The organism is Collinsella sp. CLA-AA-H302 (assembly GCF_040093305.1).
Taxonomy (GTDB): domain Bacteria; phylum Actinomycetota; class Coriobacteriia; order Coriobacteriales; family Coriobacteriaceae; genus Collinsella.
In genome coordinates this window covers 24,100-44,590 of the sequence record NZ_JBBNJW010000013.1, presented here as the reverse complement: position 1 = coordinate 44,590, position 20,491 = coordinate 24,100, and the positions used below count along the sequence as shown (strand labels likewise).

Annotated in this window: 19 protein-coding genes; 12 read left to right on the top strand and 7 right to left on the bottom strand. The window is 60.9% G+C overall.

Annotation, left to right across the window (positions count from 1 at the left end; translation table 11 throughout):
- Positions 1–16: 16 nt before the first annotated feature.
- Positions 17–1,108: a GGDEF domain-containing protein gene (locus AAAV21_RS09075; RefSeq protein ID WP_349109090.1), complete on the top strand. Its 1,092-nt coding sequence runs from the start codon at positions 17–19 to the stop codon at positions 1,106–1,108.
- Positions 1,109–1,327: 219 nt separating this feature from the next.
- Here AAAV21_RS09075 and AAAV21_RS09070 read toward each other — a convergent pair whose 3' ends face one another.
- Genes AAAV21_RS09070 through AAAV21_RS09060 form a run of 3 tightly spaced genes read right to left on the bottom strand, consistent with a single transcriptional unit; the run spans position 1,328 to position 5,580 of the window.
- Complete coding sequence (locus tag AAAV21_RS09070) at positions 1,328–3,247, bottom strand: ABC transporter ATP-binding protein (RefSeq protein WP_349109087.1); 1,920 nt, start codon at positions 3,245–3,247, stop codon at positions 1,328–1,330.
- Positions 3,240–5,084, bottom strand: coding sequence for an ABC transporter ATP-binding protein (locus AAAV21_RS09065; RefSeq protein ID WP_349109084.1), 1,845 nt, complete (start codon positions 5,082–5,084; stop codon positions 3,240–3,242). Before AAAV21_RS09065 ends, AAAV21_RS09070 begins: the two co-directional genes overlap by 8 nt.
- Entirely contained in the window at positions 5,077–5,580 is a 504-nt protein-coding gene (locus AAAV21_RS09060) for a MarR family winged helix-turn-helix transcriptional regulator (protein ID WP_349109082.1), read from the bottom strand. Before AAAV21_RS09060 ends, AAAV21_RS09065 begins: the two co-directional genes overlap by 8 nt.
- 447 nt (positions 5,581–6,027) lie before the next feature.
- Here AAAV21_RS09060 and AAAV21_RS09055 point away from each other — a divergent pair, with 447 nt between their 5' ends.
- Both AAAV21_RS09055 and AAAV21_RS09050 read left to right on the top strand, forming a co-directional pair.
- Positions 6,028–6,852, top strand: a complete 825-nt coding sequence (locus AAAV21_RS09055) for a PfkB family carbohydrate kinase (protein WP_117840438.1) — start codon at positions 6,028–6,030, stop codon at positions 6,850–6,852.
- On the top strand, positions 6,845–7,174 hold the full coding sequence (locus tag AAAV21_RS09050; protein WP_349109079.1) for a TIGR04076 family protein: 330 nt from the start codon (positions 6,845–6,847) through the stop codon (positions 7,172–7,174). The genes AAAV21_RS09055 and AAAV21_RS09050 overlap by 8 nt, the downstream gene beginning before the upstream one ends.
- 227 nt (positions 7,175–7,401) lie before the next feature.
- Here the strand turns inward: AAAV21_RS09050 and AAAV21_RS09045 are convergent, their stop codons facing one another.
- From AAAV21_RS09045 to AAAV21_RS09030, 4 genes are all read right to left on the bottom strand, one after another.
- The gene (locus AAAV21_RS09045) at positions 7,402–7,848 is read right to left on the bottom strand and encodes a low molecular weight protein-tyrosine-phosphatase (protein ID WP_349109077.1); all 447 of its coding nucleotides are present in this window, start codon (positions 7,846–7,848) and stop codon (positions 7,402–7,404) included.
- A 216-nt stretch (positions 7,849–8,064) separates the two neighbouring features.
- Positions 8,065–8,355, bottom strand: a complete 291-nt coding sequence (locus AAAV21_RS09040) for a type II toxin-antitoxin system YafQ family toxin (RefSeq protein WP_271807178.1) — start codon at positions 8,353–8,355, stop codon at positions 8,065–8,067.
- Positions 8,356–8,357: 2 nt separating this feature from the next.
- Entirely contained in the window at positions 8,358–8,621 is a 264-nt protein-coding gene (locus tag AAAV21_RS09035) for a type II toxin-antitoxin system RelB/DinJ family antitoxin (protein ID WP_271807179.1), read from the bottom strand.
- A gap of 199 nt (positions 8,622–8,820) precedes the next feature.
- Entirely contained in the window at positions 8,821–10,056 is a 1,236-nt protein-coding gene (locus AAAV21_RS09030) for an MFS transporter (protein WP_349109073.1), read from the bottom strand.
- A 161-nt stretch (positions 10,057–10,217) separates the two neighbouring features.
- Here AAAV21_RS09030 and AAAV21_RS09025 point away from each other — a divergent pair, with 161 nt between their 5' ends.
- The 9 genes from AAAV21_RS09025 to AAAV21_RS08985 all read left to right on the top strand — a co-directional run bounded on the left by AAAV21_RS09025 (position 10,218) and on the right by AAAV21_RS08985 (position 20,488).
- Positions 10,218–11,165: an NUDIX domain-containing protein gene (locus tag AAAV21_RS09025; RefSeq protein WP_349109070.1), complete on the top strand. Its 948-nt coding sequence runs from the start codon at positions 10,218–10,220 to the stop codon at positions 11,163–11,165.
- 244 nt (positions 11,166–11,409) lie between these two features.
- Positions 11,410–12,867: an SLC13 family permease gene (locus AAAV21_RS09020; protein WP_349109069.1), complete on the top strand. Its 1,458-nt coding sequence runs from the start codon at positions 11,410–11,412 to the stop codon at positions 12,865–12,867.
- Between the two features lie 143 nt (positions 12,868–13,010).
- Positions 13,011–14,498, top strand: coding sequence for a UbiD family decarboxylase (locus tag AAAV21_RS09015; RefSeq protein WP_349109067.1), 1,488 nt, complete (start codon positions 13,011–13,013; stop codon positions 14,496–14,498).
- Positions 14,499–14,531: 33 nt separating this feature from the next.
- Positions 14,532–15,110, top strand: coding sequence for a UbiX family flavin prenyltransferase (locus AAAV21_RS09010; RefSeq protein ID WP_349109065.1), 579 nt, complete (start codon positions 14,532–14,534; stop codon positions 15,108–15,110).
- Between the two features lie 92 nt (positions 15,111–15,202).
- Entirely contained in the window at positions 15,203–16,072 is an 870-nt protein-coding gene (locus tag AAAV21_RS09005; protein ID WP_349109062.1) for a MerR family transcriptional regulator, read from the top strand.
- Between the two features lie 196 nt (positions 16,073–16,268).
- Positions 16,269–17,174 carry a hypothetical protein gene (locus AAAV21_RS09000; RefSeq protein ID WP_349109059.1) on the top strand — a complete coding sequence of 302 codons (906 nt, stop codon included), beginning with the start codon at positions 16,269–16,271 and terminating at the stop codon, positions 17,172–17,174.
- A gap of 79 nt (positions 17,175–17,253) precedes the next feature.
- Positions 17,254–18,147: an aldose 1-epimerase family protein gene (locus AAAV21_RS08995; protein ID WP_349109056.1), complete on the top strand. Its 894-nt coding sequence runs from the start codon at positions 17,254–17,256 to the stop codon at positions 18,145–18,147.
- A gap of 256 nt (positions 18,148–18,403) precedes the next feature.
- A complete protein-coding gene (locus AAAV21_RS08990) occupies positions 18,404–19,330 on the top strand; it encodes a transporter substrate-binding domain-containing protein (RefSeq protein WP_349109053.1) in 927 nt (308 codons plus the stop codon).
- Between the two features lie 9 nt (positions 19,331–19,339).
- Entirely contained in the window at positions 19,340–20,488 is a 1,149-nt protein-coding gene (locus AAAV21_RS08985; protein WP_349109050.1) for an amino acid ABC transporter permease, read from the top strand.
- Positions 20,489–20,491: the final 3 nt, after the last annotated feature.

Sequence of the window (20,491 nt, the reverse complement as noted above, 5' to 3'; positions counted from 1 at the left end):
TTTGGGGAGTGAACTTGTGAATACTATTGTCGCCAAGAAGGCCAGCCGGGCGCTGCGTCTGCTCATGATGGTGCTCACGGCAGTTCTCATCTTCTTTTTCATCAACGTCATGCTGCTCGTCTCCGATATCCAGGGCACGGCACGCGTGGTCAACTACGCCGGTCTGGTGCGCGGCACCACGCAGCGAATCGTTAAGCTCGAGGACGCGGGCCAGCCACAAGACGACCTGCTCAAGGCCGTTGATTCATACATTAATGGTTTGCGCTACGGAAGCGACGACCTCAGTCTCGTCCGTCTGGATGACGATGAGTATCAGGCAAAGATGACCGAACTCGCGAGCTATTTTGACGAGCTCCAAACCGAGATTGCCCGTGTGCGCGAAGTCGGCTACGAGAACACCGACATCATCGCCATGAGCGAAGAATTCTTTGGGATTTGTGACGATGCCACGAGGCTTGCTGAGGACTACTCCCAGGAGAAGGCGACGGCGCTCAATCGTCTCGAGGGCTTGGTGATCATCGACATCGTGGGCTTGGTGGCGACCTTTGCGGTCGAACTTGCTCGCGCGGTGCGCACTGCCGCGCTCAATCGCGAGCTGCAGAATAAAGTCTATCTCGACGAAGCCACGGGACTGCCCAACAAGAACAAGTGCGAGGAGATCTTGGGGCAGGAGCATCCCGTTTCCGCCGAAGCGCCCGTTGCGCTGTGCGTATTCGATCTGAACAATCTGCATACGGTCAATAACCGTTTTGGCCACGAGAAGGGCGACGAGTACATCCGTTCCTTTGCTCAGCAGCTGGGGCGCGTGGCGTCCGAGACCTGCTTTGTGGGCCGCGACGGCGGCGATGAGTTTATCGCGGTGCTGTGGGATGCCGATCGGGCTGCCGTGGAGTCCTGTCTCGCTCGGATTCGTGTGAGCGTGGACGAGTATTCCGAGGCTCACCCCGACATGCCTATCAGCTATGCGGTGGGCTATGCGCTTTCCAGTGATTATGATGAACCGCCTACGATGCGCGAGCTCTTTTCCCAGGCCGACAAAAACATGTACATCGACAAGAACCGCATAAAGACGGCCGAGGCAGCCGGGCCGCAACGCGAGGACCGGTAGGCCTGTAACAGAGGACGGCTACAAAACGAGGCCCTGGCCAGTTGGCCAGGGCTTCACAAACTTTTATTTCCTTCTAAATGACGGGCTGATTGCGCGCAGGAGGGTTCCCCGGGGCGGCGGGGTATTTCCTCCGCGCGCAGTTTCGCAGCGCAGCGAGAATGTTTGAGCACGGAGGAACTACCCCGCCGCCCCGGGGAACCCTACGTGGAACAAACCTGCCTACTCGAGCTCAAACGCTCCGGTGTACAGCTGGTAGTAGTACCCGCGCTTGGCGATCAGCTCGTCGTGGTTGCCGCGCTCGATGATGCGGCCGTGATCCAGACAGATGATTGCGTCGGAGTTGCGCACGGTGGACAGGCGGTGCGCGATGACAAACGTCGTGCGACCCTCCATGAGCTTGTCCATGCCCGCCTGCACGATAGCCTCGGTGCGGGTGTCGATGCTCGACGTGGCCTCGTCCAGAATCATCGCCGGCGGATCGGCGACGGCGGCGCGCGCGATCGAAATCAGCTGGCGCTGGCCCTGCGACAGCTGGGCACCGTTACCGGTGAGCATGGTGTCGTAGCCGTCGGGCAGGCGGGTGATAAAGTCGTCGGCGCCGGCGAGCTTGGCCGCCGCGATGCACTCCTCGTCGGTGGCATCCAGGTTGCCGTAGCGGATGTTGTCCATCACGGTACCGGTGAACAGGTTCACGTCCTGCAGCACGACGCCCAGGCTTCGGCGCAGGTCGGCCTTGCGGATCTTGTTGACGTTGATGCCGTCGTAGCGGATCTTGCCGTCGGCGATGTCATAGAAGCGGTTGATGAGGTTGGTGATGGTCGTCTTACCGGCACCGGTGGCGCCGACAAACGCGACCTTCTGGCCCGGCTTGGCAAACACGGACACGCCGTGCAGCACCTCGTGGTCGGGCGTGTAACCAAAGTCGACGTTATCCATGACCAGATCGCCGCGCAGCGGCACGTACTCGATCTCGCCGGTTGCGCGGTGCGGATGTTTCCACGCCCACATGCCGGTGTGGTGGTCGGCCTCCTCGAGCTGCCAGGTGTCGGGGTTGACCTGCGCGTTGACGAGCGTCACATAGCCTTCGTCGGCCTCGGGCTCCTCGTCGATGAGCTCAAAGATGCGGTCGGCGCCGGCGAGGCCCATGACCACGGCGTTGATCTGCTGCGAGATCTGGCCGATCTGTCCGCAGAACTGCTTGGTCATGTTGAGGAACGGCACCACGACGGCGATGGACAGCGCCATGCCCGAGATGCTCAGGTTGGGCACGCCCAGCGCCAGGAAAATGCCGCCCGCCAGTGCGACCAGCACGTAGAGCAGGTTGCCCAGGTTCATAAGGATGGGCATGAGGATGTTGGCGTACATGTTGGCCTTCTGGGAGACCTCGAAGAGCTTTTCGTTGCGCTCGTCAAAATCGGCCTCGGCGGCAGACTCGTGGCAGAACGCCTTGACGACCTTCTGGCCGTTCATGACCTCCTCGATATGGCCCTCGACCACGCCGAGCTCGGTCTGCTGTGCAATGAAGAAGCGCGCGGAGTTGGAGCCGAGCAGCTTGGTCATAAAGGTCATAAAGGCGACGCCGGCGATGATGACCAGGCACATCCACACGCTGTAGTACAGCATGATAAAGAACACCGTGACGATGATGATGATCGTCATGAGCAGGTTGGGCAGCGACTGGCTGATCATCTGACGCAGCGTGTCGATGTCGTTGGTGTAGTGGCTCATGATATCGCCGCGCTGGTGCGTGTCGAAGTAGCGGATCGGCAGGTCCTGCATGCGGTTGAACATCATCTCGCGCAGCTTCTCGAGCGAGCCTTGCGTGACGATAGCCATGGCGCGGTTCCAGAAGAGCGAGGACAGGACGCCGACGCCGTAGATGCAGGCGAGGGTGGTCACGAGCTGTGCGATCTTGGGCTGCGCGGCTTCCCAATCGCCCGACTGCCACGATTCGCTAATAATTTGCAGGGCGCTCTGCAGGAAGGTCGCGCCGATGGAGTTGATGATGGCGCAGAGCACCACGCCGGCGACGACGAGGGGCAAAAGCACAGGATAGAAGCCAAAGAGCGTCTTGATGAGGCGCGACATGGTGCCGCCCTTGCGGTTGAGCGCGCGCTCGGCGGTCGTTGCCTTACTCATGTGCCTCGCCTCCTTCCTGGGTCTGAGCTTGCGTTGCGGTCATGTCGGTGTTGTCTGCCGCCGTGTTCGCGTCGCCAGAGACGTTGTCGGCGTCTTGCGTACCTTCGGCAGACATCTTGTTTTGCGAGGTAAAGGTCTCTCGGTAGATCTCGCTCGTCTTGAGCAGCTCTTCGTGGTTGCCGATCTGTGCGATGCGGCCACCCTCCATGACGATGATGCGGTCTGCGTCCTGCACGGAGCTGATGCGCTGGGCGATGATGAGCTTGGTCGTGTTGGGCAGATAGCTTGCCAGGCCTGCGCGGATCTTGGCGTCGGTCTTGGTGTCGACGGCGCTGGTGGAGTCGTCCAGGATCAAGATCTTGGGGCGGCGCAGCAGGGCACGCGCAATGCACAGGCGCTGCTTCTGACCGCCCGAAACATTAGAGCCGCCCTGCTCGATCCAGGTGTCGTAGCCCTTGGGGAAGCCGTCGACAAACTCGTCGGCGCAGGCCAGATGCGCTGCCTCGCGGACTTCCTCGTCGGTGGCGTTCGGGTCGCCCCAACGCAGGTTCTCGGCGATGGTGCCGCTAAACAGCACGTTTTTCTGCAGCACCATGGCGACCTGGTGACGCAGCGTGTCCAGGTCGTAGTCGCGCACGTCCACGCCGCCCACGCGCACAGCGCCTTCGGTGGTGTCGTACAGGCGGGCGATGAGGTTAACGAGCGTGGACTTGGCCGAGCCGGTGCCGCCGATGATGCCGATGGTCTCGCCGCTCTTAATGTGCAGGTCGATATCGTCGAGCGCCTGGCGCTTCGCATGCTTGGAATACTTAAAGCTCACGTGGTCAAAGTCGATGGAACCGTCGGCAACCTCGAGCACGGGCTCGGCGGGATCGGCGATCGTGGGCTCGGCGGCCAGCACCTCGGCAATGCGGTGTGCCGATTCGTCGGCCATGGTCACCATGACAAAGATCATCGACAGCTGCATCAGGCTCATGAGAATCTGGAAACCATAGGTAAAGGTCGAGGAGAGCTGGCCCACGTCGAACAGCGTGCCCTGGCTCGTGATGATGAGCTTGGAGCCCAGGTAGATGATGACGACAAACGCGCCGTTGACGCAGATGTTCATCATGGGGTTGTTAAAGGCGAGCAGCTTCTCGGCGCGGGTGAAGTCCATCTGGACGTCGCGCGCGGCGGTCGCGAACTTCTCCTTCTCAAAGTCTTCGCGCACATAGCTCTTGACCACGCGCATGCCGGTGACGTTTTCCTCGACGGACTCGTTAAGGGCATCGTACTTGTGGAACACGCGCGAGAAGATGGGGCGCACCTTAAAGATGATAAAGAACAGTCCAAAGCCCAGCAGCGGAATGATGACCAGGTAGACCATGGCGACGCTGCCGCCCATGATAAACGCCATGGTAAAGGCGAAGATCAATACCAGCGGCGCGCGCACGGCGATGCGGATGATCATCATAAAGGCCTGCTGCACGTTGTTGATATCGGTGGTCAGGCGCGTGACGAGCGAGGAGCTCGAGAACTCATCGATGTTGGCAAAGCTGAACGTCTGGATCTTGTAGAACAGGTCGTGACGCAAGTTCTTGGCGAACCCGCAGCTCGCATGGCTGCAGGTGACGCCGGCCGCGGCGCCAAAAGCAAGCGACGTCAGCGCGATGAGCACCAAAAAGCCTGCGGTGGGAAGCATCTCGGCTACGGTGGCGCCGTCTTTGATGGCGTCGATCAGGTTGGCGGTGATAAATGGAATCAGCATCTCGCAGAGTACCTCGCCAAGTACGAGCAACGGCGTGGCAACGGTGACTTTCATATAGTCGCGGATGCTTCCCATGAGGGTTTTAATCATCCAGTTCCTCCCAGGTTACGCGGATTTTATCGAGCATTTCGGCGAGGTCCTCGCGCTCGTCGTGGGTGAGCGCGCTAAAGGCCCGTTCTCTAAAGCGGATGCGGGCTGCCTGGTCGATGCGGGCGTTTTCCCGGCCGGTTTCGGTCAGGCGAATGGTGAGCTGCCGTCGATCCTTGGGGTTACGGCTGCGCTCGATGAGGCCGTTGAGCTCGAGCTTGGACAGGATCTCGGAAAGCGACCCCGGCTTGAGGTCAAAGTGCATGCCGAGTTCCTGCTGAGACATCTCGCCGCCGGGCTGTTTGGCCAGCAGGCAGATGATGGGCGCCTTGCCGGACACGCCTCCGCCATGAAAATGCATGTAATGGCCGCAAAAGCCCAGGCCACTGAGGATGCGCTTGGCGAGTTTGTCTTCGGCGCTGACCGCTTCGGGCATGTCTACCGGTTGCAACGGGTCACCGCCGGGCTCATGCGGAAGGACGAGTGGTTCAACACACATATCTAAGCTTCGCTCCTTTCTTTAGTTAGGTAGTTGAATTGTTTTGTGCCTAACTAATCTAGGAGCGCCACACAAGAATGTCAAGGTACCAAACTTATTAAGTTACGGCGTTTTACCAAACGCCGTAACCGCTCGACGCTGCAAGCGTTCCTAAGCGGCAATCTGACGTTCAATCGTCGGGCATGGCCACAAGGCCTATGCCCTCCTCTTTCACGTCACCTTGCTCGCTTAGGAACGCTTTCGCTGTCCGTCCTCAACCTGTGATTCCGCCACGGTCCGCTTCGGTGCATGTGATCCCTTGGGGACGGAGGAAAAAAGATCATTTTCCGAAACCTTTCCGCAACAATTTGCACTTCGCACCGCTCGCCTCCGCTCACAACGTCCCCTGCGCTACACTTAGTCGCACTATGGCGCCGTCGCGTCGCGCCCGACCCAAGGGGGACACTCATGAAGAATACTCAGCTGCTGCTGATTAACGATATGTGCGGCTACGGCAAGGTCGCGCTTTCTGCCATGCTGCCGGTGCTGTCGCACATGGGCTATCGCATCCACAACCTGCCGACGGCCCTCGTTTCCGATACGCTCAACTACCCCAAGTTCTACATCCACGACACCACGGAGTATGTCCGCCAGAGCCTCGCCATCTGGGAGGAGCTCGGCTTTGAGTTCGACGCCATCTCGACCGGCTTTATCGTGACCGAGGAAGAGACGCGCATCATCTCGGACTTTTGCCACCGCCGCGCGCAAAAGGGCACCAAGGTGTTCGTCGACCCCATCATGGGCGACAACGGCAAGCTCTACGCTGGCGTGCCCGAGTCCACGATCGGCCTCATGCGCAGCCTGCTCGAGTGCGCCGACTACGCGGTGCCCAACTACACCGAGGCATGTCTGCTCACCGATACGCCCATTGCCGAGCAAATCACGCCGGATGAGGGCCGCGCTCTTGTGGATGCTGTGCGTGCCCTGGGCGCCAAGTCGGTGGTCGTTACGAGCGCCGTAGTCAATGGTACGAACGCGGTTATCGGTTACGACCATGTGGCGGGGGAGTACTTCACGATTCCCTTCGACCTGATCCCGGTCTACTTCCCGGGCACGGGCGACACGTTCTCGGCGGTGCTCGTCGGCCGCGTTATGGCAGGTTGGAGTCTGCAGCGCGCGACGTCCGATGCCATGCGCGTGGTGGCTGAGCTTATCGAGCGCAACGCCGACCAAGAGGACAAGTCGGCCGGTCTTCCCATCGAGGCCTGCCTGGATGTGATTGACCATGAGTAATGCTGGCGAGGGCGGCGTCGAGCCTGCGGGCGAGAACAAGCCGCTCGGCGCTCCGCGTGGCAAGCGTCCGCGTATCCGCATTAGCTGCGTGGACCAGCTGGGAACGTGCCGCTGCCATCATGGTCACAAGCCGGGTGACGTCTTCGACTTCGACCGAGATCGCGGCAAGATGTGCGCCATGGCCTGCCATGTGGGATTTCCCTATATCGATATCCTGCGCTATGGCGGAACCGTGCCTGGCAACGAGCCTGGTACGGCAAAGTTCTGCTGCCCCGAGGTCGACACGTTGAACGTCTGGCTCGCCGAGATCATCGACGAGTAGTTGAGCGTGGATTTTCTCCCACCGAGATAATGAGCGTGGATTTTCTCCCGTTTTGGATGCCATTTAGCGCTCAAAGTGGGAGATAGTCCTCGCTCGATTTGTATGCGAGAATTCCGACCTCACTTATGCCCATGCTTAGGCGCGCGCGTCGTTGTTCTGTGCCCGAGTAAGCTCAAATTTCTACATTTCATCCGCTTTGTGGCTCTAAAAACTCTGCATTTCGTCGATTACAGCTGCTCGAGCATAGCAGTGCAACCGTCGAGCACGTCGCGGTAGGTGGCATCGAAATTGCCGGTGTACCAGGGATCGGCTACGTCGCCGGGGCAATCGGTCCAGTCGAGCAGGCGGCTGATCTTGCCTGTGGGGTCGGAGCGAAAGATACGGCGCAGCCCGCGGGCGTTCTCGGCATCCATGTAGACAATGCGGTCCCAATGGTCGTACTCCTCGCGGCGCACCTGGCGGGCGCGGTGCGGCACCACGGGAATACCGACCTCGGCAAGCTTTTCCACGGTGCCATGGTGCGGCGGGTTGCCGATCTCCTCGGTCGAAGTCGCAGCAGAATCGATAACGAACTCGCTCTCGCGCCCGGCGCGGCGCACCAGCTCGGTAAACACCGACTCAGCCATCGTCGACCTGCAGATGTTCCCATGACAGATAAACAGGATTTTTATCACGTTCCGAAACTCCTCATTTATGGGCTCTTTTCGACCGCCACCTCTTGATATGCAATCGGTCAAAACTTGTCGTTTTCCTCATCTCTTCATGCGATCTGGTCGAGCATGCCGAATTCGACGCGCTCCTTTCCATCGGAATTGCTGCACGTGCGATTAGGCGCGCATTAACGCCGAGTGGAGATGGCGTCTCTGTTGCTCTGAGCGATAAATAATCATTTAGCGAAACAGCTCATCGTGGGGACCGGTTCTCTGGAAGACCGCAAGACCGTTGCCCGTTCTCCAGATGACAAGCCAGTCGCCGGCATTGGCAACGTGGCACTCGTTGCTGCCGGACCAGTTTCCTTTGAGCGTGTGCATATTGTGCCGTTGCCTCAAAATGCTCCTGGATTCATCGGTGTCTTCTGCAACGAGGTCGATAACCTCCTTGAGCAGGTCAAGGTTGTAGTGCTTCTTGGACAGCCTCTTCGAATCCTTCTGGAACTGCGGGGTGAACTGAATCTCCAGCATCGCTAGAGTCCCATTGCGGAGAACATCTCGTCAGCGTTTTTGTAGCCATGCCCGCCTTTTGCGATGATCTCGTCGGCTTCGCGGATGCTTCGCAGACTCTCCTCGTTGGGCTCCGGATAGGCTAGGTTCAAGGGTATGCGGCGCTCGCGCACGATCTGGCGGTAGAAAGCTCGGGTGACGGAAGACAGGTCGAAGCCAAAGTCCTCGACGATGCGGGAGGCGTCGAGCTTGGTCTGCTCGTCGACGCGTACGGTAACAGAACTCATGGCTATCTCCTTTCGTAAGACAATTACATAATAACGTCCTACGACATATATTTCAAAGAATACAGAGGCAAGGAGAGGGCATGAACGAGAAACCGCCGTCCAATGGTCTCACTCGACAATTTCGTGTACTTCGAATACATGAAACATGGCCGGACAATGTGGCAAAAGGACAGCCCCTTTGTCACATCAGGAAGCGCTGCTATCCCCTCGCCTGTTTGCGCTCCCATCGTGCCAACTTAATCGTCACCAGCGTGAGCGCCCAGGCCACAAGCGAGAACGCGGCGCCCACGGCGCCCACGTACGCAATGCCAACGCTGCTTACCACGGCGCCGCCCACTGCGGTGCCAAACGAGATGCCGACGTTAAACGCCATGGGCTCAACCGAACTTGCGAGCACCATCGACTTGGGATGGCGGCTGCGAGCCACGTCCATAAAGTGCGTGATGCACGAGACCGAGAACAGGTACATGAGCAGCGCCAAGCTAAAGACAAAGACCAGCGCGAGCGGCATGGTGCCGCCCACAGCAAACAGCCCGAGTAACGCCGCAGCCTGCAGCACAAACGTCACAAGCAGCGCCTTCATGCCAAAGCGCGCATCGATCCATCCGCCCAGGATGTTCGAGATCAGGCAAAACACGCCGTAGGCCATAAGCGTGGTGCTCGCCTGAACGGTGCCCATGCCCAGCACCTGCTCCAGATAAGGCGTCACGTAACCGTAGAACACATAGACCGAACCCACGCCAAACAAGAAGATGAGCATGCCGGTGATGATGCTCGGCTCGCGTAGCAGCCCCGCCTGCTCGCGGAAGGTGGCGGGCTCATCGGTCTGCCCGGCGCGAGGCATAAACGCCACGAGCGCGCTGCAGATCAAAACGGCAAAGGCCAGCGTGCCGTACATGGCAACGTGCCAGTCGAGCGTGTCGGCTACGAACTTGCCGATCGAAGTGACAAAGACCATCGCCACGGAAAACGCACCATATACCACCGAGATGGCAAGCGAAGTTTGCTGCGGGGACAGAAGCTCAGGGATGTACGTCACGCCCACGGCGAGCAGCGCACCCGAGACGGATCCCAGGACAATGCGCGAGATAAACAGTACCTGGAAGTTGGGCGCCAACGCCATGACCAGGTTGCCGAGCACAAAGACGATGCTGTAGCACACGAGCAGCTGGTAGCGGCGGAACCGCCCCGTGCTGAGCGCAAGCACCGGCGTAGCGATAGCGTAGACGAGCGCGAACACGCTGATGAGCTGGCCCGCTGTGGCAAGCGATACGCCGAGTTCCGTCGCCAAGTCACTTTCGATGCCGATGACTACGAACTCGGAGCAGCCGAGCGAGAATCCCAACAGCACGAGCAGCGCCAGGCAGAGCTTGGTGCGCGCGGGGGAGAGCGCGGTGGCGGTTGGCATACTTTTAGACGTGGTTGCGGCGGTCAAGGTTGTCACTCCAATGTCGCATTAATAAGCGGGATTCAATCCCTGCAACTCTAACAGAATGAGTCAGGTGCCTGCCCCCTTTGTCACATGGAGAGCTTGCCTGTATAGTCGCAATACAGGCGAAGATGGTCTCAGGTACATCGCGGGCGACAGGAGATCCCATGGGTATGCACACGACAAAGGTTGCAGTGGGCGAGGGCAAGTTTGTGCTCGAGGCCCAGTTGACGGTGACGCCGCGAGGCATGGCGGTGTACGCCTGCTCGCCGGAGTTCGCGCACCTGGGCGCTACGGCGCAGGCCATTCCGCGCCCCGAGCCCGGCCGTACGGCGACCGTGAGCATCCTGGCCGTTCCGTGCCATCGAGACGAGATTCCAGCGCACGATATCGCGGCGGCGTTGGCCACGCGCTTTGGCGTGCCGGTAGTTGCAAGCACGGGTTTTCATGTGGAGCAGGCGAGCGGGGACGACCTGAAGCGCGTGCTCGACACCACCAAAGAGCTCATCGCCGCGCTCGAGGAGGCTACAGCCCGCATTCTGCGAGCCGGCTGGGATGAGGGCGGCGCAGGCGCCGAGGTCGTGGCGGTCGATGCCGCGACGGGCAAAGCGCTCGCTCCCGTCGATCGCGTCAAAGCCCATGCCGGCGAGGGAATCCTGCATCAGGCATTTCTGACGCTTCTGGTCGAGGGCCAGGGCGAAGACGCGCGCCTGCTGCTCTGTCGCCGTAGTCCGCTCAAACGCCTGTGGGGCGGGGTGCTGGCCGATAGCTGTGCTGGCCATCCGCTCCCCGGGGAAGACGTCGCGGCCGCCACGGCGCGCCGCATCAACGAAGAGCTTGGCATCACGCGCGAGCCCGATCAGCTCAAGCACCTCGGACACGTGGTGTACCGCGAGGACCACGGCGACGGCCGCTGCGAGTGCGAATGGTGCGAGGTCTACGCGACCCATGTTGAGCCGGGCGAGCTGCACATCAACCAGGAGGAGATCTCGGAGGTGCGTCGCGTGGCCCCGTCCGAGCTCGATGGCTACCTGCAGGGTCGCCCCGAGCAGCTGGCCCCCTGGCTCCGCGAGGCCCTCAGCGACCCATCCATCCGTACGGCCCTCGCTATGTAACAAAGGTACAGTTCCTTTGCCATATCCAAACCGTCACAACATTCGATGAAAATCTCGAAATCGAGGAAAAGCGTCGAATGTTGTGACGGTTTTTGCCCAGAGGATCGCTTCCTATCCAAAAAATCCCGCTTGACTGTATTGCAACAACACAGCGCAACGTAAGGGGTGTCCGATAACGGGCGCCCCTTTTTAAGCGGCAACGTGGCTGCGAATCCGGAGCGCCCTCAACAAGAAAGGTGGGGAGATGGAAGCGGAAAAGAAGGCGTTTAAGATCACCAAGCGCGAAATTGGCTTTGTGCTGGGTATCGTTGTCTTTTTGCTGGTGAAGTTTCTTCCTTTGGCGGAGCTGAGCTCGACGGTCGAGCTCGCGGTCGGCGGTCAGACCTGTCTGGCGCTGACGCTCGCCACGGTGGTGTTCTGGGCGTGTGGCGTGGCACAGCCGGGCTTTGTGGGCCTGCTCTATTGCGCGCTGCTCGTTCTGTTCAAGGTGTGCGTGGACGACACGGGCGCCGCGAGCATCTCGGCGACGGTCGCCTCCACGTTTAGCTCGTGGACCAAAGCCACCATGTGGCTCGTCATCGGCGCTTATCTCATCGCCAGCGCGGTCAAGGAGTCGGGCCTGGGCGAGCGCATCGCCTATGCTTTTATGCTCAAGTTCGTGCGCGACGCCAAGTCGCTCATCATCTCGATCTTCGCGCTCACCTTTGTGCTGTCGCTGCTGATCCCGCATCCGTTCCCCCGCGCTTTCCTCATTCTCGCCGTCGTCTCGGTTATCGCCGAGTCCGCCGGCTACGGTGACGATGATCGCGGCAAGCTCGGCTTCCTCGTGTTTGCCGCTGCCGCCCCGGGCTCCATGTTCTTCCTGACGGGCGACTCCACACTCAACCCGCTCGTTGCGCAGTACAGTGCCGAGGCCGGCGGCATGAGCCCGTCCTTTGTCGACTGGTTCCTGTATATGAGCGTGCCTATGCTGGTCGCGCTGCTGTGCACCCTGTTCTTGGGCCTCTTCCTCTTTAAGCCCAGCAAGGAGCTCGTTTACGATCGCGAGCAGATCGTGGCCAAGCAGGCCGCGCTCGGCAAGCTCTCCGTTAAGGAGATTCGCACCATCGTGTGGCTTGTCATCGCCATCGCGCTGTGGCTCACCGTCTCGGGCGATTATATCGGCTGGGTGACACTTGCCGTCGGCGTCGCGCTCGCCATGCCCATCATCGGTGAGGTCCTCACTCCCGCCAGCTGGAACGCTGTCGACATCAAGTCTCTCATGTTCCTGACGGCCGCCATGGCCGTGGGCTCTGTGGGCGGTGCCACCGGCATGAACGCCTGGATCGCCGATGTCGTGCTTCCCAGCTCCGTGCCCGAGAACATCTTCCTGTTCGCCCTGCTTGTCGCCGCGCTCTCCATGATCATCCACATGTTCATGGGCTCGGTCATGGCCGTGCTCGGCGTGTGCGTGCCGGCGTTCATCAGCTTCGCGGCCGGCTCCAGCGTAAGCCCGCTCGCCGTGGCGCTCATCGTCTTCACGTCCATCAACATCCACTACATTCTGCCGTTCCACAACCTGCCGATCCTTATCGGCGAGGGCAAGGACGCCGGCGGCTACACCTCCAAAGAGGCTATGCGCATGGGCATTCCCCTCACTGTGGTCGTCTTTATCGTCGTGCTGGTCGAGGCCGCCTGGTTCCACCTCTTTGGCCTGATGTAAGCGGTCGAGCGCTTGGGCTGTAAGCAGCCGAGTGCTCGAACTGCGAGTGGCCGAGCGTCCCATCTATGAGCGCCGCGGCCCCACTACGTTACCCAGCCCGGCGGCATCCTCGCCGCCGGGCACTCTCCCGAAAGGAGCATGCTATGTCCACTACCGATGCTTCCCAGATCCACGACCTGCGCTCCGCGCTCGACTTTTTGCGCGAGATGCCGGGCCAGCTGCTCGAGACCGACACCCAGGTCGATCCCGATGCCGAGGTCTCGGGCGTCTATCGCCACGTCGGTGCCGGCGGCACCGTTATGCGCCCGACCAAAGAGGGCCCGGCGATGGTCTTCAACAACGTCAAGGGCTTTGACGATGCCAAGGTCTGCATCGGCATGCTTGCCAGCCGCAAGCGCGTTGCCGCTCTGCTCGACCTGGACGAGGAGCACCTGGGCCTCGAGATCGGCAAGCGCTTCGAGAACCTGATCGCGCCCGAGCAGATCGCCGAGGGTGCGCACGTCGACTGTCAGGAGGTCGTGTACAAGGCGACCGACGAGGGCTTTGACCTGCGCAAGATCGTTCCCGCTCCCACCAACACGCCCGTCGATGGCGGCCCCTACATCACCATGGGCCTCGCCTACGGCACGAGCCCCGACGGCTCCCAGTCCGACGTGACCATCCACCGCTTCTCCTGCGTCGACAAGGATAAGCTTGCCATGTGGATTACCCCCGGCAGCCGTCACCTGGGCGCGTTCTTTGACGAGTACTGCCAGCGCGGCGAAGACATGCCCATCTCCATCTCCATCGGTTTGGACCCCGCCGTGTACATGTGCTGCGGTTTTGAGGCTCCCACCACACCGCTCGGCTTCAACGAGCTGCAAATTGCCGGCGCCCTGCGCGGCCACGCTGTCGAGCTTGCCGACTGCGTCACCGTTCCGCAGAAGTGCATCGCCAATGCCGAGTACGTGCTCGAGGGCTACCTCATGCACGACGAGACCATCAACGAGGACGTCAACGGCCACGGCTACGCCATGCCCGAGTTCCCCGGCTACACCGGCGGCGCCAAGGTCTGCCCGGTGATCAAGATCACCGCCGTCACCACGCGTGTCAACCCCATTATGGAGAGCTGCATCGGCCCTTCGCACGAGCACGTGTCCATGGCCGGTATCCCCACCGAGGCTTCCATCTACAAGATGGTCGAGACCGCTATCCCGGGCCGCCTGCTCAACGTCCACGCTGCTCCCTGCGGCGGCGGCAAGTTCGTTGCCATCATGCAGTTCAAGAAGTCGAGCAAAAATGACGAGGGCCGTCAGCGCAACGCCGCCATGCTCGCCTTCTCGGCATTCTCCGAGCTCAAGCATGTGATTCTGGTCGACGAGGATGTCGACATCTTCGATATGAGCGACGTGATGTGGGCCATGACCACGCGCTTCCAGGCCGACGTCGACCTCATCACCATCCCCGGCTGCCACTGCCACGTGCTCGATCCGTCCAACGACCCCGCGTTCGACCCCACGATCCGCGAGCACGGCATCGCCTGCAAGGCCATCTTCGACTGCACGGTCCCGTTCGACCTCAAGAAGAACTTCATCCGCTCGCAGTTCATGGAGATCGACAAGGACAAGTGGGCCGCTGAACTCGCTTTCTAGTAAGTAGCCCTACCAAGTAGTCAAGGAGTTGTCATGCCTGAGTCTTCTGTCCGTTCTCGTCGCATTGTCGTTGGCGTTTCGGGCGCCAGCGGCGCTGCGCTGGGCCTCGAGTGTCTCAAGTGTCTGCGTCAGGCCGGTGCCGAGTCGGCGCTTGTCGTAACTCGCGGGGGAGAGATCACCATCGAGCAGGAGCTCGGCATGACGCTCGACGAGTTTGCCGCGCACGCCGATGTGGTCTACGACAACAAGAACATCGGCGCCGCCATCGCAAGCGGTACCTATCCGGTCGACGGTATGATCGTGGCGCCCTGCTCCATGAAGACGCTCGCCGGCATCGCGAGCGGCTACAGCGAAAACCTGTTGCTGCGTGCGGCCGACGTGCAGATGAAAGAGCAGCGCCGCCTGGTGCTCATGGTGCGCGAGACGCCCTTCAGCGCCATTCATGTCGACAACATGGCGCGCCTGGCACGCGTGCCGGGCGTCATGCTCATGCCGCCCATGCTCACGTTTTACAACGGCCCCGCCACGCTCGATGACGCGGTGCATCACATCGCCGCCAAGGCGCTCGAGGCCGTCGGCGTGTCGTGTGCAAACTATAAGCGCTGGTCGTAGGCGTCTTTAGGGTAGGATACGAGGAGTGTTTGAGCCCGCTGCCCCTGTGGGCGGCGGGCTTTGTGCATCAAAGGGATGTGTCGGGAGGACCTATGCAGACGGGCATGTATGCGATTAGCGAGATGGCGAGCTTGTTTAACGTTTCGCGCCAAACGCTCATCTATTACGACAAGATCGGTCTGTTTAAGCCCGCCGTGGTTAACGAAAAGGGCTACCGTTTCTATTCGCCCACGCAGATCCCGCTCATGCGTCTGATCTGCATGCTGCGCGACCTAGGGCTCGAACTCGACGAGATTGACCGCCTAACCTCGACGTTCGACATCGGCGAGATGACCGAGCACCTGCGCTCGCGGGTGCAGGCGCTCAACGAGAAGATTGCCGGGCTTAATGCCGAGCGCGCCAGTGTGCAGGAGCGCCTGAGCTTTTACGACGAGGCGGTCTATTGGCGCGAGCGCGAGGGCAAACCGGAGCTCAAGCAGTTTGAGCGCCGCTACGTGGTCTTTGAGGAGTTTCCGGGCGAAATCGAACGCGGCCGCTCGATGCTGCACCCCACGCTCATGCGGGCGATTTTGCGCATGCGTGCGTTGACGGGCACGCGCCCCATGCGTGGCTGGGGCGCCATGCTGCGTCGCGAGGCGCTGCATTCCGACGACCCCATTGCCGGTGCCGGCTCCTTTGCCGTGCTGCCGCGCGGTGCCGAGGAAATGCTACCGAGCGATCCTGCCGAGCTGGCAGAGATTGGCGTCGAGGTGTTGCCCGAGGGCACATACCTGTGCATGAGCCGCTGGGGCATGCCGTACGAACCCGAGGGCATTCGTGCCATCGTGGCCTGCATGGACAGACATGCGCTCCAGCCCATCGGCAACGCTTTCGACTTTTGCTACCTCGATACCACGAGCTACGACGAGTCCCACCAAGAGGACTTCTGCTGCATCCAAATCCCCGTCGCCCTCCAGATGTGACAAAGGGACAGCCCCTTTGCCACATTCGTGGTGTTGCTGCCGCCCAAACCATCACAACATTCGATGATAATTTCGAAAACGAGGAAAAGCGTCGAATGTTGTGACGGTTTTCCTGTCTGTGCCGGCGAGCTCCAGCGCCGTCTGGGGGTATAAGGCTAGCAAGTGTTTTATTTGCGAGGCCTAAGGGGCGCCCCGTATGGATATCGATAACTTTGAATGGTGGTATAGCGAGGGAGAGGCTCCGGACGAGGAGTGGGACGAGCCTTTGCCAAGCGATGAGTTGAGCGACGGTGCCGAGGTCGAGGCTGTCGCTGGCACCGAAGCCGGCAGCGATGCCGATGCCGAAAGCGCGCTCGACTCGGATACCGACTCCGCCCCCGCCGAGCCCCTGACCTTTGAGCAGGCCTGGGCCCAGGCCGAGGCTGACGAGGCAAAGGCCGATGCCACGGCCACGCTGGGTGAGCCAGCCGACATGTCCATCTCGCCGGCAAAGACTCCGCAACCGCGCCACACCATCGATCCCGACAGTACGGCGTCCTTTAGCATCCTCGACGTGCCTGCGCAGGGTGCCCAGGCGCCTGCGCCCACGCATCGCCCCGACCTGGCTCGCGAGGAAGACGCGGGCCGCCGCTCTCCGCTCGGCCCCATCCTCATCGCCTTTATGGCCGGCGTTATCGCCTGCTCGGCAATCGGCAGTGTCTGGAGTCACGTTGAGCAGCAGCGCAAAGACGCCGCCAAGGTCGAGATGTCCGTCGAACAATCGCTCAGCCGCACGCGCTCGGTGCATGTGTCGGTCGAGGTCAAGGACGACGCGACGTGGGACACCGCGCGCGGCGACAGCCAGATGCTCGTCCATATTGTGGGCCGCACGCTCAAGGGGCAAGCGATCGACGAGTACCAATATGTCAACTCCGAAGGTGACGGTATCGAGCTCAAGCCCGGCGACTACGAGCTCACGGTCGATGAGCCGCCCGTCGCCACCGACGGCACGCGTTACCGCGCCTCAAAGCGCATGGTTCCGGTGAGCTTTAATTCACAGGCGCCCGATACGGTCGATAGCACGCCACAGGGCGGGTTTGACCTTTACGCTATTGCTCAATAACTGCGCCTGACGCTCAACCCCGCCGCCAAGAGTGGGACAATAGCCCTCGACACCGTTGTTTACTATTGGAGGAAGTAGCATGTCCACCGTCACCACCATCAAGCGCGGCGGCCTTACCGCGGCCATCGATTCCATGGGCGCCCAGCTCACGAGCCTTGCCCTCAACGGCAACGAGTATCTGTGGCAGGGCGACCCGGCCTTTTGGGGCAAGCATGCGCCTATTCTGTTCCCCATCGTGGGATCGCTGCGCAACAACACGGCGACGTCTGCGGCTGGCACCTGCGAGATGGCGCGCCACGGCCTCGCACGTATTGTCGAGCACAAGCTGGTCGAGGTTTCGGATGACGGCTCGTCTGTCACCTACGAGATCACTGACACGCCCGAGTCGCTCAAGGCCTTCCCGTTCCACTTTAAGCTCAACATGACCTATGCCCTGACCGGCGACGCCACCCTCACACAGACCTTTGCCGTCACCAACACCGGCGACGTGGACCTGCCGTTCTCGGTGGGCGGCCATCCTGCATTTAACGTGCCCGCCCCCGGTGCCGAGGACGAGACGTTCGAGGATTACGAGCTGGCGTTTACCGAGGCCTGGACTAATGAGGCCCCCGTCATCACGCCCGATGGCCTCATGACGTTCGAGGGTAGCTACAAGGCCCCCGATAACTCGGACGTGCTGCCCATCACGCACCGCAGCTTCGATAACGACGCCATCATGTTCACCGATACCCCGGGCTCCACGCTCACGCTGCGCGATCGCAAGTCGGGCCACGGCGTCAAGATCGACTTTGAGGGCTTTAAGTACATCGGCGTGTGGTCTGCCGCCAACGATGCCCCGTTTGTGGCGCTCGAGCCCTGGACCGGCCACACCACCATGGACACCGAGGATGACGTCTTTGAGCACAAGGTCAACACCATCGTCTTGGCCCCCGGCGCCACCGATAAGCGCTCCTTTAGCGTCACCCTGCTCTAGAGGTTCCGCCGTTCTAACGAACGACGGAACGGTCGACGCTGCGCGCCGCCTAGAGCGACAATTTGTCATTCAAAAGGCAAGGCATGACCAGAAGGTCTATGCCTTGCCTTTTACATGCCAAGTGGTACATGGGGGCAGGCTGCTTTGCGCCAATCGTCCTCGTGTGTCTATTAATTTTTCGCGCACATGCCGCGCTGCTGGTTGTTGACGTATATCCTGTCTTATTGTCAGCAAAACGACATAGGGAAGGCATCAGATGCAACCTCGACTACAGCGCGACGCGCAGGCCCAGCCGGTGTGCAGTCGTCGCATCTTCTTGGGTAGCGCCCTCGCTGCGAGCGCTTCCGTCGTCGCCGGCGCGCTTGCCGGCTGCCAGCGCCCGTCCACGCTCAAAGTGGTCCAGCCCACTACGGGCGGCGGTCGCGACGACCTGTCCGATTCCGTAATCGGCAAAGACAAGATCCGCATCGGCATGGAGGCGGCCTACGCCCCGTACAACTGGCAGGTATCCGAGGCCAGTGAGTACACCATCCCCATCGATAACGTGCAGGGCGCTTATGCCGACGGCTACGACGTGCAGATCGCCAAGATCGTCTGCAAGGCCCTTGGCGGCGAGCCCGTTGCCGTCAAGCAGAGCTTCTCGGGCCTCATCGATTCACTTAACAATGGCCAGATCGACCTCATCATTGCCGGCATGAGCGCCACGCCCGAGCGCGAGGAGTCCGTCGGCTTTTCCGATCCGTACTTTATCGGCTACTTTGGCCTGTTCGTAAAAGAGGGCTCGCCCTACCAGAACGCCACCAAGCTCAGCGATTTCAGTGGTGCCACGGTGCTCGGCCAAAAGGACACCATGCTCGATACCGTCATCGACGAGATTCCGGGCGTTGTGCACAAGAACCCGGTCGATTCGGTCCCCACGGTGTTTTCGAACCTGCTGCAGGGCACGTGCGACGCCGTGACCTACAACACCGAGAACGAGAAGGGCTATATGGCCCAAAACCCGGGCATCGTGCCCATTCGCTTTGCGGAGGGCGAGGGCTTTAAGCAGGAGGTCACGGCAAACGTCGGCTGCCGCAAGGGCTCGGACAAGCTGCTCAAGCTCATCGACAAGACGCTCAAGGGCATTAGCCAAGAGGAGCGCGACCAGATGTGGGACGCGTGCCTCGACCGTCAGCCGGCATAGGGAGGCAGCATGAAAACCGTCAATCGTCTGGCCTCCTTTATCAAGGCCGACCACCGTTATGTGTATCTGGGCACGAGCGTTATCGCGGCGCTCGGGCTGGCGTTTAGCCAGCGCAACCCCACACCGCTGAGCTTCTTGGCGCCCACGGGCGTGTTCCAGGACTGCCTCTGGGCGATTCTTTGGGCCTGGATTGTCGTATCGGCGGCAGCACTCGTCACCAAGCTCATGCATTGGAACGATTATCGCCAAAAGTCGCCGTTCGCATCCGAGCGTTGCCGTCGCGGCGCGCGCCTGGGCAGTTATGTCGTGGTTGCCATCGCGGCGATCTTCTTTATCGACCGCTGCGTCATGTCGTTTGTCGACCTGGTGCAGGTGAGCATTGTCTCGGACTCCAATCCCAGCGATTTTCTGTCGAGCTTGGTCTACATGACCTACAAGAGCGGCGACTTCTTTATCCGCGGTATCGAGATCACCATCGCGCTTGCCACCTTCGGCACGGTCATCGCCTTCTTCTTGGCGCTGCTCTTTGTGTTCTTGCGCACCCAGACCTTCGATCGCGTCGACAACGACCTGGTGCGCTTCTTTAAGAGCATTGGCCGAGGCTTTGCGACCGTCTATTCCACCGTCGTGCGCGGCACGCCCATGATGGTCCAGGGCCTGCTCATCTATTACGCGGGCTTTACCGTTCTGCGCGGCGCCGGCTTGAGCACGGCCGAGGCCAACCAGATTTGGAGTACCTTCACCGCCGGTCTCGTCACCATCTCGCTCAACTCAACCGCCTACATGATGGAAGTCCTGCGCGGCGGCATCGAGTCCATCGATCCCGGCCAGGCCGAGGCAGCGCGCTCGCTGGGCCTGTCGCAGTGGCAGGCTATGCGCAAAGTCGTGTTCCCCCAGGGTATTAAAAACGCTATTCCGGCGCTCACCAACGAGCTCATCATCAACATCAAGGATTCGTCGGTGCTCTCGGTCATCGGCGTGTTCGACCTCATGTACGCCACCACCACCGTCGCCGGCGTGTACTACCGCCAGATGGAGGTCTACTGCGTGGCGCTCGTGGTCTACCTGATCCTGACGCTCGTGGCGAGCCGCCTGCTCGAGGCCTTCGGCAAAAAGCTCGGCGCCGAGGCTCCGGCCACGCTGCCCAGCTCCAACTAGGCG